This window comes from Halorussus marinus (genome assembly GCF_004521895.1).
Taxonomy (GTDB): Archaea; Halobacteriota; Halobacteria; order Halobacteriales; family Haladaptataceae; genus Halorussus; species Halorussus marinus.
This window is the reverse complement of sequence record NZ_SBIR01000011.1, coordinates 36,850-49,449: the sequence shown is the minus strand read 5'-3', so window position 1 is coordinate 49,449 and position 12,600 is coordinate 36,850. Positions and strand designations below refer to the sequence as shown.

Sequence of the window (12,600 nt, the reverse complement as noted above, 5' to 3'; positions counted from 1 at the left end):
GATACGAAGCTTTATCGCCGGGAGTTCCATAGCGGAAACGATGGATACGACTCGGTCACCTCGGGACGCGAGCGGTCCCGTATCGGTCCTCCTCGTGGGACCCGAGCCGTGGCGAGAGCGGGTGAGACCGGCGCTCGGCGGGGAGGGGCTCGCGGCGCGGTCGGTCGGCGACCGCGAGGAGGCGCTCGGGGCGGTGACCGGCCGGTCGTCCGACGTCGACTGCGTGGTCAGCGCCCACCGCCTCGACGCCGGGACGGGGCTCGATCTGCTGGAGGCGCTCGGATCGGCGGGATCGTCGGTGGCGTTCGTGCTCGCGCCGATCGACGGCACCGAATCGCTCGCCGGCGAGGCGGTCGCGGCGGGCGTCGACGGCTACGTCCCGATCGGCGACGGCGGCGCGGACGACGACCTCGCGAGCAGGTGTGAGACCGCGGTGGCCCGAGCCCGCGAGGACCGCGATCGGGCGGCGAAGGCGAGCCGGTTCGAAGCCTTCTTCGCCGACCCGGACCGGTTCGTCGCGGTCCTCGATCCCGACGGGACGGTCGTCCGGGCGAACCCGGCGGCCCTCGACACGCTCGGGCTCGACGAGAGCGCCGCGATCGGCAAGCGGTTCTGGGGACTGCCGTGGGTGAGCTTCGACGACTCGCGCCGGGACCTCCAGCGCGCGGTCCGGCGGGGCGCCGCGGGCGAGTACGCCACCTTCGAGGCGGGTCTGGCCGGCGACGACAGGAGCCGCTTCGAGTTCACGGTCCGGCCGGTCGGCGACGACGTCACCGGCCTCGTCGTCGAGGGCCACGAGGTCGCCGAGCGCGTCCGGCTCGAAGAGGAGCTCCGCGAGTCCGAGGAGCTACACCGCGTCACGCTCAACAACATGACCGACACGGTGTTGGTCACCGACGACGACGGGGCGTTCACCTACGTCTGTCCGAACGTCCACTTCATCTTCGGCTACAGCGTCGAGGAGCTCTACGAGTTCGGGACCATCGACGAACTCCTCGGCGAGGACCTGTTCGATCGCGACCGGCTCGACGCCGAGAACGTCCTGACGAACGTCGAGTGCACCGCGACCGACAAGCACGGCCGCGAGCACACCCTGCTCGTGAACGTCCGGCAGGTCTCGATTCAGGGCGGGACCACCCTCTACAGCTGTCGGGACATCACCAAGCGCAAACAGCGCGAGACGGCGCTCACCCAGCTCCACCAGACGAGCCGGAACCTCCTGTACGCAGAGACCAAGTCGGAGATCGCGACCGAGGTGGTGACCGACGCGACCGCGGTCCTCCGGACGCCCGCGGCGGCGGTCTACCGCTTCGACCGCGAGGCCAACGCGCTGGTGCCGGCCGCCGTCGCGGGCGCGCTCGACGAGCGGGCCGGCGGGCTGGCGGAGCTGTCGCCCGACCGGACCACGGCCGTGAGCCGGGCGTTCGTCGACGAGCAGACCACGACGCGCGCGGACGCCGACCGGGACGGGGTCGACCCCGCGCCGCTCTCGGAGTTCGGCGACTTCGTCGCGGTTCCGCTCGGCGACCACGGCGTCTTCGTGGCCGCCGCGGCGGACCCGGACGCCTTCGACGAGGTGAGCGAGGAGGTCGCCGAACTGCTCGCGGCGACCGCGGAGGCGGCGTTCGACCGGATCGAGCGCGAGACCGAACTCCGGGAGCGCGACCGGACCCTCCAGCGACAGAACCGTCGGCTCTCCCAGCTCAATCGGGTGAACGAGTTCATCCGCGAGATAGATCAGGCGCTGGTCGGCGCACGGACCCGCGAGACCATCGAGGAGGCGGTCTGCGACAGGCTCACGAGCGACGACCGGTTCGCGTTCGCGTGGATCGGCGAGACCGCCGCCTCGGACGCGACGCTCAGATCGCGGGCGTGGGCGGGCGACGAACGGGGCTATCTCGACAGCGTCTCGCTGGAGCCCGGCGTCGACGCCGCGGGCGTCGAGCCGAGCGTCCGAACCGCGACCGAACGCGAGGCGACGTTCGTCTCGAACGTCGCCGACCGCCTCCGAGACGCCGAGTGGTGTCCGGAGGCGGCGGCCCGAGGGTTCCAGTCGGTCCTGTCGATCCCGCTCGCCTACGACGACGTGCTGTTCGGGACGCTGACCGTCTACGCGAACGAGCCCGCGGCGTTCGACGAGATGGTCCGGTCGGTGCTGTGCGAGCTCGGCGACACGGTGGCGTCGGCGATCAACGCCGTCCAGCGCACCGAGGCGCTCCGGAGCGACACCACGGTGGAACTGGAGTACCGCATCGCCGACCGGAGCGCGGTGCTCTATCGGCTCGCCGAGGAGACCGGCGCGGCGTTGCGCGCCGAGAGCGACCTGACCCGCGAGGACGGCACGACGCTCGTGTTCGTCACCGTGGAGGGCGCGCCGCTCGATCGGGTGGTCGACGCCGCCGCCGAGTCGGTCGGGATCACGAGCGTCGAGGCGCTCCGCGAGACCGACGACGGCGGGCTGGTCTGTCTCCGGGTCGGCGACCACTTTCTCACGCGGACTCTCGCCGACCACGGGGCGCTCGTCCGCGAACTGCGCGCGACGCCCGAGGGCCTCTCGCTGACGGTGGACGTCCCCGACTCGGTCAGCGCCCGGTCGATCGACGAGGTGATCTCGAACGCCTACCCCGGCGCGGACCTGATCGCACAGCGCGAGCGAACCCGTCCGCTCGACACCCGCGGGCGGCCCGGACGGTTGGCCGACGAGCTCACCGACCGCCAACTGGAGGTCGCGCAGGTGGCCTACCACAGCGGCTTCTTCGACAGCCAGCGCGACGTGACCGGCCGCGACGTCGCCGCCATGCTCGACATCTCTCACACCGCGTTCTACGACCACGTCAACCGCATCCAGCGGAAGCTGTTCGCCTCCCTGCTCGAAACCGCGCCGGGAGCCGCGGACGTTGAATAGTAACCCGTGTCAGAGATATTCACGGTTTACTATTCAACTGCGACGACCATGTGGCTGGCTCGGATACCAGTAGTCACCGAGCATGAGCCAACGCGATGTCACCTACGACGCCGACGACGCCTACGAGTACGAGTGTCTCCGGTGTGCCGAGACGGTGCGCGCCACCGGTCACCCCGGCGGGTGTCCGGAGTGTGCGAGTCCGATGCGAAACCGACGGATGCCCTACGAGTAAGATGGCGACCCACACTGCAGAGGGCGCCGAACCCGACGAGGCCGAGGCCGAATCCGCGCTCGAAACCGCCCTGCGACAGCTCTCGGCGGCCGCCGCGCACGTCGACACCGACGAGGGCGTGATCGAGCGGCTCAAACACCCCACTCGCGTCGTGGAGGTCGCGGTCCCGCTCGAACGCGACGACGGGAGCGTCGAGGTGTACACGGGCTACCGCGCCCAGCACGACGACGTCCGGGGCCCGTACAAGGGCGGACTTCGGTTCCACCCGGAGGTCACCGCCGAGGAGTGCGTGGGGCTGTCGATGTGGATGACCTGGAAGTGTGCGGTGATGGACCTGCCGTTCGGCGGCGCGAAGGGCGGCGTCGTCGTGAACCCCAAGGAACTGAGCACCGAGGAAAAAGAGCGGCTCACCCGCCGGTTCGCTGGCGAGATCCGCGACACGATCGGCCCGAAACGCGACATCCCGGCCCCGGACATGGGCACCGACGCCCAGACGATGGCGTGGTTCATGGACGCCTACTCGATGCAGGAAGGCGAGACGATCCCCGGCGTGGTCACGGGCAAGCCGCCCGTGATCGGCGGGAGCTACGGCCGCGAGGAAGCCCCCGGTCGGAGCGTCGCTATCATCGCCCGGGAAGCCATCGACTACTACGGGAAGCGCATCGAGGACGCGACGGTGGCGGTCCAGGGGTTCGGGAGCGTGGGGGCCAACGCGGCCCGGGCGCTCGACGACTGGGGCGCGGACGTGGTGGCGGTCAGCGACGTCAACGGCGCGGCCTACGACACGACCGGGTTGGACACCCACGCGGTCCCCTCCCACGAGGAACAGCCCGAGGCCGTGATGCAGTACGACGCCCCGAACACGCTGACCAACGAGGAACTCCTCGAACTCGACGTGGACGTGCTGATCCCGGCCGCGATCGGGAACGTCATCACCGCCGACAACGCCGGCGACGTCGACGCCGACGTGGTCGTCGAGGGCGCAAACGGCCCGACGACGTCGACCGCCGATACGATCCTCGAAGAGCGGGGCGTGCCGGTGGTGCCCGACATCCTCGCGAACGCCGGCGGGGTCACGGTGTCGTACTTCGAGTGGCTCCAGGACATCAACCGCCGCCAGTGGTCGCTCGAACGCGTCAACGAGGAGCTCGAAGACCACATGCTCTCGGCGTGGAACGACGTTCGAGCCGAGGTCGAAGCCCGCGACGTGAGCTGGCGCGACGCCGCCTACGTCGTCGCGCTCGGTCGAATCGGCGAGGCGAAAGCGACCCGCGGGCTCTGGCCGTAGGTCGCACCCGGAGCGAACCGCCGACACGGTGGGCGCATCGCGTTCGCTTCACATGGGTTTGCTTGCACGGACGGCGATGCGCCGGGTCAGGGGCGGGACGCGGTCGAATCACTCTATTTCGGTCACTCGACCGACGAACAGCGGCGTCTCGGTCGGCTTGTCCCGGATGTAAAACAGGAACGGTCGATCGACGGTCATCTCGACCCGGTCGGAGAGCGCGGTCTCGGCGATGACCGCGGCGGTCGCGGCCGCGGCCTCGGTGCCCCGCTCGTCGACCGACACGAAGCTCTGGTGGAAGACGTCGTCGACGAACAGGTCCCGGTCGTCGCTCATCCCGCTCAGGTCGGCTCGCGGCGTGAACGCTTCGTCCATGCCGAGTTCGCGGAGCGTCTCCACGAGGCTGACCCCGGTCTCGAACTCGAACTTCGGGAGCGAGAGCGTGACCTGCGCGCGGCTCGCTTGCTCTACCATGATCGCGAGCCGGTCGACCGTCAGCGACGACTCGAACGCCTCGAACGACCCCTCGGCCGGGAGGACCACGACCATGCTTGTGTCGCCGTTCGCGTAGTCGAGTTCGACGAGCTGGTGGCCCTCGATCTCGGCGTACCGGGTCTTCAGCTCCTGTCGCATCGTGGGCACGTCGGCGGTCGAGCCGTCGAGCGCGGTGAACGGACGGGGCTCGGTTTCGTCCTCGGAGAACGGCATCGCCCACCGCGCCGAGAAGTAGACGGCGTTGGTGAGCACGAGCCGCGTCGCGGTGTCGATCGACCCCCTCGGGAGCAGGTCCTCGATGCGGTCGTTCGTCCGGTCGGCGACCCACCCGTTGATCCGCTCGCGGGCGGCCTCGGGGTCGCCCGTGAAGTCCGCGAGCCTGAGCCCGGCGCCGTAGTAGGCGTCCAGCAGGTCCAGAAACGCCTCGCCGAAGGGAAAGCCCTCTTGGCCCCACGCGCTGTTGGCCGCGGTGAGTTCGAACGCCGGGCCGGCGTCCTCGCCGTCCGCCTCGCCCGTCGCGGTCCGGACGGCCGCGTCCGTCCCGTCCTCGTTCCGCCGGGCGAACTCGGCCTCCAGCGCGGCGAACGCCGCGTGGAGGCGCTCGCCGTCGAGTTCGAAGTCGAGCGCCCCGGCCATCTCCTCGCGGGTGGTCCCGCGGGCGCCGGCGTACGTCATCGCCAGCGCGACCGAGACGCTGTACGGCGAGGCGAAGACGTTGCCGCCCTCGCGGTCGCCAAGAACCCTCAGCAGGTCGAGCCCGAAGGCGACGTTCCCGCGGAGCTGGTCGGCCAGCAGATCCTCGTCCAGATCGGGATCGGTCGCGAAGTCTGGGTCGGGGAACGCGGGCGCCTCGAAGTCGTCGAAGCCGGTCGGCTCGGTCGTCGTGTCGGTCGGGTCGGGCCGGTCGGTCGTCTCGGAGGTCGCGGTCGTCTCCGCGCGGGGCTCGTCGCCGGCACAGCCGGCGAGTCCGGCGAGAAACGCGCCGGTCAGCGCGAGCGTCTCGCGTCGTCGGAAGGGCATGCGCGGCGGTTCGGTCCGGCGTCCTAAACGCTTTCTGTAGGGTGAAACCCGCGTTTGAGTCATCTGTCCTCCGGTCCGGGCGGCCGAGTCGGGTCGGGCGGGCGGCCGAACCCGGACGTGTCACCGCGTCTGAACGCGGTTACCGACACGGGGAGCTTTAAGCCCCGGTGTTACGACGGTTGAGACATGAGAGTTGCGATACTCGCTCACGAGAAGTTCCCGGACGGTGCCAAGACCGCGCTCGGCCTGTTGCGATACTCCGACTACGACGTCGAGGCGGTCCTCGACCGGGACACCGCCGGCGGCCGGGTCGCCGACTACGTGGCCGACGTGCAGGACGCCCCCATCGTCGCGGGGATGGACGAGGCCCCCGAGGTCGACGCGCTCATCGTCGGCATCGCGCCGATCGGCGGCGGGTTCGACGACTCGTGGCGCTCGGACATCCGGACGGCGCTCGAACGCGGCTGTGACCTGATCTCGGGGCTCCACTACTTCCTCGAAGACGACGAGGAGTTCGCCGGGCTCGCGGCCGAGCACGGCGGGGACATCTGGGACGTGCGAAACCCGCCGACCGACCTCTCGGTCGCGGACGGGGTCGCCGACGAGGTCGACGCGGAGGTCGTCCTGACGGTCGGGACCGACTGCTCGGTCGGGAAGATGACCGCCACGATAGAACTACTCGAAGCCGCCCGCGACCGCGGGGTCGACGCCGGATTCATCCCGACGGGCCAGACCGGCATCATGATCGAGGGGTGGGGCAACCCCATCGACCGGGTGATCTCGGACTTCACCGCCGGCGCGGTCGAGGAGATGATCGTCGAGCGCGGCGACGACTACGACTACCTGTTCGTCGAGGGGCAGGGAAGCATCGTCCACCCGGCCTACTCGGCGGTCACCTGCGGCATCCTCCACGGGTCGATGGCCGACGAGCTCGTGCTGTGTCACGAGGCGGGCCGCGAGGCGATCCACGGCTACGAGGACACCGCCCTCCCGCCGGTCGCGGAGTACGTCGACCTCTACGAGAACCTCGCCCGGCCGGTCCACGAGACCGAGGTGGTCGCCGGCGCGCTCAACACCCGGTCGGTCGAGGAGGACGACGCGGCCCGCGACGCCGTCGCGTCGTTCGCCGACGAACTCGGCGCGCCGGCGACCGACCCCGTCCGGTTCGACGCCGACGACGTGCTGGAGGCGATCCTATGAGCCTCTCGACCGAGTTCGAGCGGGTCGAGCTCCCGCTCGAAGACGCCTTCACCATCTCCCGGAGCACTCAGGAGGTCGCCGAGAACGTGATCGTCCGGATCTCGGACGGCGAGGGCAACGAGGGCGTCGGCGGGGCCGCGCCCTCGGCCCACTACGGCGAGACCGCCGACACGGTCGAAGCAGTGCTCCCCGACCTGCTGGCGGCCGTCGAGGAGGTTGACGACCCCCACCAGCTCGAACGCATCGAGGGCCGGCTGACCGACGTCGTCGAGCGCAACGCGGCCGCCCGGTGTGCGGTCAGCATCGCACTCCACGATCTGGTCTGTGAACGCCTCGACCTGTCGCTGTACCAGTACTGGGGGCTCGACCCGACCGAGTCGATCGAGAGCTCGTACACCATCGGGATCGACACCGCCGAGCGGATGCGCGAAAAGACCGAGCGCGCCGTCGAGCGGGGGTACTCCACGCTGAAAGTGAAGGTCGGGACCGACCGCGACGAGGAGATTCTGGCGGCCGTCCGGGAGGCCGCGCCCGACGCGACGGTCCGGGTCGACGCCAACGAGGGGTGGACGCCCCGCGAGGCCGTCCGGAAGGTCGAGATGCTCGACGGCTACGGCGTCGAGTTCGTCGAACAGCCGGTGCCGGCGGGCGATCCCGAGGGCCTGCGATTCGTCCGCGAGCAGTCGGTCCTGCCGATCGCGGCCGACGAGTCGTGTGTCACGCTCGAAGACATCCCCCGGATCGCCGACAAGGCCGACATCGCGAATCTCAAGCTCATGAAGTGTGGCGGACTCCGGGAGGCGGTCCGGATGATCCACGCCGCGCGCGCCCACGGCATGGAGGTGATGCTCGGGTGCATGATCGAGTCGAACGCCTCGATCGCGGCGGCGACTCACCTCGCACCCCTGCTCGACTACGCCGACCTCGACGGCTCGCTGTTGCTCGCCGAGGACCCCTACGCGGGCGTCCCGATGGACGGCGGCGAGATCGACCTCGAAGCGATCGACCGCCCGGGAACCGGCGTCCGCGCCGAGTAGCCGGTAGCCGGCCTCGCTTTCCGCGAATCCGCCACAACCCCTATTGTCGGCTGTGGAGTCGGTACCGTACGATGGGACGCGCAGAATCGCCGACCGAGGCGGCCCGACAGCGCGGGGAATCGATCTACGACGGACTGCTCACTGTCGCGATAACAGGCATCGCCATCATCGTGCCGCTGGTGGTGACACTCTGGGTGCTGGCGACGGTCATCCAGTTCATCGCCGGCGCGTTCGCGCCGATGGTGGCGGCGCTCGAGTGGACAGGCGTCGTCGGGGTCCTCCGGTCGGTGTGGGTCGACCTCGGGATGGCGGTTCCCAGAGCGGTGTTCGGCTACCTCCCGCAGGTGGTCGCGGTCATCATCCTCGTGGGCAGTATCGTCGGCGTCGGGAGCCTCGCACACGTCAGGTACGGCGAGCGCATCGTGGTCGTGGTCGACAACGCGCTCGCCGAGATTCCCGGAATCGGGACGGTCTACCAGAGCGTCCGACGGGTCGGCGACGCGATGCTCGGGAGCGAGGCCGAGAACTTCGAGGACGTGAAGGTGGTCGAGTACCCCCGCGACGGGTCGTACGTCCTCGGGTTCGAGACGGCACAGTCGCCGCCCGCGATCGGCGAGGCGGTCGGCGAGGACGAGCTCGTGGCGATGTTCCTGCCGTTCGCTCCCAATCCCGTGATGGGCGGCTATCTGGCTCACATCCCCGAAGACAGGGTGTACGACGTCGACATGACCGTCGAGGAGGGAGTCCGGACGATCGTCACGACCGGGATCGCCGGCGGCGAGGACGACGACGGCGACTTCGCGATCGGCAACATCCCGGGCGTCGAACACGACGAGGACAGCCCGGCGAAAGCCGACTGAACGGACGCGGACCGGGCCGTCGGCGCTCGTCGCGACCACGCGTCCGGGTCAGTCGTCGGCCGCCGCGGCCGACCGACCGTCGCCGGCGTCGACCCGCTTTTCGGTGATCCCCCAGCCGGTCAGACCCATCGCGAACAGGACGAGCGGCGAGAGGAACGCGAAGAAGTAGTACGGGAAGTACTCCAGCGTCGCCACGCCGAACGCGCCGGACATGTACACCGCCCCGGCGTGCCACGGGATGAGCGCGCCGGTCGGGGTCCCGGCGGCCTCGACCGCCCGCGAGAGGTTCTCGCTGTCGAGGTCGTACTCGTCGTAGAGGTTCCGGAGCGACATCCCGGGCACGACAATCGACATATATTGCTGGGCCGAGAGCACGTTGACGACGATGGCGCCGACGCCGGTGCTGACGATGAGGCTCGATCGGCTCCGGATGCTGGCGGCGAGGCGGTGGGCCAGCACCGCGAGGATGCCGGTCGATTCGAGCAGGCCGCCCAGCGACAGCGCCGCGACGACCACGGTGATAGTCCACGCGGAGCCCGAGAGGCCGTCACTGTGCAGGAGTCTGTCGACCCGTTCTACCCCGGTCGCGGGCTCGGTGCCGTTGAGGAATATCTCCCAGCCGACGACGAACGACTGGCCCTGCAGGAGGACGGTCGTGAGCACGCCGGCGAACACGCCCGCGACCAGAGACGGCAGTGCCGAGTAGCCGGACAGCGCGAGTCCGAAGGTGACGACCAGCGGGAGAAAGACGAGGGGTGAGATGTCGTAAGTCCCCGCGAGCGCGCCCTGAATCTCGGCGACCTGTCCGGCGGGGATCGCGCCGCCGGCCCGGAGGCCGAGCGCGGCGTACAGCACGACCGAGATGCCCAACGCGAGCAGGGTCCCCCATCGCATCGACCGGATGTGGTCGTAGAGGTCGGTGTTGGTGACCGCGGCCGCGAGGTTGGTGGTGTCCGACAGCGGCGACTGCTTGTCGCCGGCGTACGCGCCCGAGAGGATCGCGCCGGCGGTCATCGGCTCGGGGATGCCCAGTCCCGAGCCGATCCCGATGAACGCGACTCCGAGCGTCCCGGCGGTCGTCCACGACGACCCGATCGAGAACGCGACCGCCGCCGCGAGCAGCGCGGTCGCGGGCAGGAACACCTCGGGGGTGAGCACCGACAGCCCGTAGTACATCAGCCCCGGGATCGTCCCGGCGCTGACCCACGTCGCGATGAGCGCGTAGATCGTAAAGAGGATGAGCACCGCCTGCAGGCCCATCATCAGCCCCTTCGCGATCCCGTCGTAGACGTCGTTCCACGACAGGCCCAGCCAGTAGGTCGCGACCAGTCCGGTCAACACGATGCTCCAGAGCAACGGCGCGTGGGGCGCGAGCTTCAGATACCCCGAGCCGATCCCGAGGAAGACGACGACCCCCAGAACCGGCACGAGCGCCTGCGAGAGCGTCGGCCGACGCTCCGGCGACAGTTCCTCGTAGGTCAGCGGTTCGAAGTCGAGCGAAGGCATTCGCCACCGTCTAATGACTGAGAGTATTAAAACTCGTTCTTTTTATTCGTATAAAGAATATTTAAAGTGTGAGTCGGTACCGCAAGTCGTACTAACAGTTCCCAGACGGCGCGGCGATTTCGACACGCGTCACTCAGAGTGGGTCGACGACGATCACTCTGATCGGCAAGCGTCGGTCGCCCGGAGAAACGCGTCGGACGAGACCGGCGTCTCACACAGGACGCACCCAGTGGTCAGCAACTCCGATCGGATGTCGGCGTCGACGATCACCTGCGCCGTACACTCCGAACAGTCGAAGAAATCGAGGGGTTCGAGATCGAACGCCGGACGCCCGGCGACTGAGTGCTCACCGCCACCCGCCCGTGATCGAGCCGGAGTTACCGATCTCCTCGGTCCGCGAACCGCGGCCGCCGACTCACACGCCGGGGCGTCGACAGTCTGGAGCGGGGCTTGTCGCCGACGGCCGCCGCCACCGCCTCGCGGAGCTGTGAGACCGTCAGTTCGCGCTCGGTCGCCTCGCGGCCGACCGTCACCGCGAGCGTGTCGCGGTCGCGCTCGCGGTCCCCGACGACCGCGTAGTACGGGACCCAGTCGGCCGCCGCGTCCGCGAGTCGGTCGCCGACGGTCGCCGTTCGGTCGTCGATATCGACCCGAACGCCGCCGGGTTCGAGGGCCGTCGCGACCGCCTCGCACCGGGCGAGGTGTCGGTCGGCGACCGGGACGAGCCGGACCTGCGTCGGCGCGAGCCACGTCGGGATCCCCGGCGGGTCCCGGCGGTCCGCGCTCGCGGCCAGCGCGTCGACCGCGCGGTCGAGCCGCCCGACCGGCGCACACCGCACGCGTCTGACCGGGCCGTCCGACTCCGGGCCATCGCGGTCGGGTGCGGCGCGGTCGAGCCGGACCCCCGCGGTCGCGAGCGCCCGGTCGTCGGCGTCTATCGTGAGCAGATCGAGCGCGAGCGACCGCGAGCCGCGCTTCTTCTCGGAGACTTCGACGGGGACCGGCGCGTCGAACGCCCCGGTCAGTTCGGCGAGCCACGTCTCGTTGTCGGCGTAGAACGCCCGCGTCGCCCGAACCATCGGCCGGGCGTCGAGGCCCAGCGCCTCGCTCGCCCGGCTCGCCACCTCGACGCCGGCTCGGAACGCCTCGCGGGCGCGCTCGGGGTCGCGCGTCGCGGCGCGGAGTTCGGGCGTCTCGCGGCCGGGATCGAAGCGCCACGCCGGCCGATCGGTCGACTCGACGCCCGGATCGGCGACCGACGGGGCGTCCCCGCCGGTTCGAACGCCGTCGACGCCGGCGGTCTCGATCGGCGCCCCATCGCGTTCGGCGGCGAGGTCCGCGGCGTACGCCGCCAGCACGTCCCGGACCACCGCGCCGCGGGGGAGCCACCGGAGCCCGCCGTCGTCGTCGGGCGAGTCGGCGAGTCCGGACTCGCGCAGGCGCTCGACCGCGAGCCCGTCGCCGCGGTCGCCCGCGAACGCTCCCGTCGGGTCGGCGTCGAGGACGGCGCGGGCGTCGTCGAGCGCCGCGTCGAGGTCTTCGGGGTGGGTGAGCTCGCCGTCGGCTCCGAGCAGTCGGCGCTCGGTCGGCGGCGCCTCGCGGGCGTCTGCGGGGTCGATCCGGACCGATCGGCGCGCGAACGGGTGGCCCTTCGCCGAGAGGTCGAGCGCGGCGTGCCACCCGACCGGCGCGCGAACCACCTCGATCTCGGGAGCGATCGCGGCGTCGAGCCCCCGGAGGACGGTCCGGACGCGCTCGGCGTCGGCGGGGTCGTCGACGAGGTGATCAGCCGGCGAGAGGACGGCGCCGTCGGCGTTCAGGCGGTCGATCGCGGCCCGAAGCTCGTCGGCCGCGTCGGCGACCACCGCGTCGAGGGCGGTCGCGTCGGCCGACTCGACGCCGACGAACGCGGCCACGCAGTCGGTGAGCTCGCCCGCGGACGGAGCGCCGTCGGGCTCGGCGGCGTCGACCCCCGGCTCGACCGCCGTCGTCGCCTCGAACGCGACGCGGTCGGCGTGGACGAACAGTACTCGCATGTGCATCGAGACCGGTCGCGGCGC

Annotated in this window: 9 protein-coding genes and 1 pseudogene; 6 read left to right on the top strand and 4 right to left on the bottom strand. The window is 70.5% G+C overall.

The window, feature by feature from the left end:
• Positions 1–40 precede the first annotated feature (40 nt).
• The 3 genes from EPL04_RS14185 to gdhB all read left to right on the top strand — a co-directional run bounded on the left by EPL04_RS14185 (position 41) and on the right by gdhB (position 4,425).
• Complete coding sequence (locus EPL04_RS14185) at positions 41–2,905, top strand: bacterio-opsin activator domain-containing protein (protein ID WP_134671854.1); 2,865 nt, start codon at positions 41–43, stop codon at positions 2,903–2,905.
• A gap of 82 nt (positions 2,906–2,987) precedes the next feature.
• Complete coding sequence (locus tag EPL04_RS14180; RefSeq protein WP_134671853.1) at positions 2,988–3,137, top strand: rubrerythrin-like domain-containing protein; 150 nt, start codon at positions 2,988–2,990, stop codon at positions 3,135–3,137.
• Position 3,138: 1 nt separating this feature from the next.
• Complete coding sequence (gene gdhB, locus EPL04_RS14175; protein WP_134671852.1) at positions 3,139–4,425, top strand: glutamate dehydrogenase GdhB; 1,287 nt, start codon at positions 3,139–3,141, stop codon at positions 4,423–4,425.
• A 108-nt stretch (positions 4,426–4,533) separates the two neighbouring features.
• On the opposite strand, the gene EPL04_RS14170 is transcribed toward gdhB, so the two are convergent.
• Positions 4,534–5,937: a serpin family protein gene (locus tag EPL04_RS14170; RefSeq protein ID WP_134671851.1), complete on the bottom strand. Its 1,404-nt coding sequence runs from the start codon at positions 5,935–5,937 to the stop codon at positions 4,534–4,536.
• A 186-nt stretch (positions 5,938–6,123) separates the two neighbouring features.
• Between EPL04_RS14170 and EPL04_RS14165 the strand changes: the two genes are divergently transcribed.
• The 3 genes from EPL04_RS14165 (at position 6,124) to EPL04_RS14155 (ending at position 9,034) form a co-directional block, all read left to right on the top strand.
• Positions 6,124–7,137 carry a DUF1611 domain-containing protein gene (locus EPL04_RS14165; protein WP_134671850.1) on the top strand — a complete coding sequence of 338 codons (1,014 nt, stop codon included), beginning with the start codon at positions 6,124–6,126 and terminating at the stop codon, positions 7,135–7,137.
• Positions 7,134–8,174 carry a dipeptide epimerase gene (locus EPL04_RS14160; protein WP_134671849.1) on the top strand — a complete coding sequence of 347 codons (1,041 nt, stop codon included), beginning with the start codon at positions 7,134–7,136 and terminating at the stop codon, positions 8,172–8,174. The genes EPL04_RS14165 and EPL04_RS14160 overlap by 4 nt, the downstream gene beginning before the upstream one ends.
• A gap of 71 nt (positions 8,175–8,245) precedes the next feature.
• Positions 8,246–9,034, top strand: coding sequence for a DUF502 domain-containing protein (locus EPL04_RS14155; RefSeq protein WP_134671848.1), 789 nt, complete (start codon positions 8,246–8,248; stop codon positions 9,032–9,034).
• A gap of 48 nt (positions 9,035–9,082) precedes the next feature.
• Here EPL04_RS14155 and arcD read toward each other — a convergent pair whose 3' ends face one another.
• From arcD to EPL04_RS14145, 3 genes and pseudogenes are all read right to left on the bottom strand, one after another.
• Positions 9,083–10,540: an arginine/ornithine antiporter ArcD gene (gene arcD / locus EPL04_RS14150; protein ID WP_134671847.1), complete on the bottom strand. Its 1,458-nt coding sequence runs from the start codon at positions 10,538–10,540 to the stop codon at positions 9,083–9,085.
• A gap of 153 nt (positions 10,541–10,693) precedes the next feature.
• Positions 10,694–10,825, bottom strand: a pseudogene (locus EPL04_RS19535) (DUF7560 family zinc ribbon protein); the annotation flags it as partial.
• A 92-nt stretch (positions 10,826–10,917) separates the two neighbouring features.
• Entirely contained in the window at positions 10,918–12,576 is a 1,659-nt protein-coding gene (locus EPL04_RS14145; RefSeq protein WP_167599486.1) for a threonyl-tRNA synthetase editing domain-containing protein, read from the bottom strand.
• Positions 12,577–12,600 lie beyond the last annotated feature (24 nt).

Coding starts and splice junctions, on each gene's coding strand:
- EPL04_RS14165 (WP_134671850.1), top strand. CDS start 6,124: ATGAGAGTTGCGATACTCGCTCACGAGAAGTTCCCGGACGGTGCCAAG.
- gdhB (WP_134671852.1), top strand. CDS start 3,139: ATGGCGACCCACACTGCAGAGGGCGCCGAACCCGACGAGGCCGAGGCC.
- arcD (WP_134671847.1), bottom strand. CDS start 10,540: ATGCCTTCGCTCGACTTCGAACCGCTGACCTACGAGGAACTGTCGCCG.
- EPL04_RS14180 (WP_134671853.1), top strand. CDS start 2,988: ATGAGCCAACGCGATGTCACCTACGACGCCGACGACGCCTACGAGTAC.
- EPL04_RS14155 (WP_134671848.1), top strand. CDS start 8,246: ATGGGACGCGCAGAATCGCCGACCGAGGCGGCCCGACAGCGCGGGGAA.
- EPL04_RS14160 (WP_134671849.1), top strand. CDS start 7,134: ATGAGCCTCTCGACCGAGTTCGAGCGGGTCGAGCTCCCGCTCGAAGAC.
- EPL04_RS14170 (WP_134671851.1), bottom strand. CDS start 5,937: ATGCCCTTCCGACGACGCGAGACGCTCGCGCTGACCGGCGCGTTTCTC.
- EPL04_RS14145 (WP_167599486.1), bottom strand. CDS start 12,576: ATGCGAGTACTGTTCGTCCACGCCGACCGCGTCGCGTTCGAGGCGACG.
- EPL04_RS14185 (WP_134671854.1), top strand. CDS start 41: ATGGATACGACTCGGTCACCTCGGGACGCGAGCGGTCCCGTATCGGTC.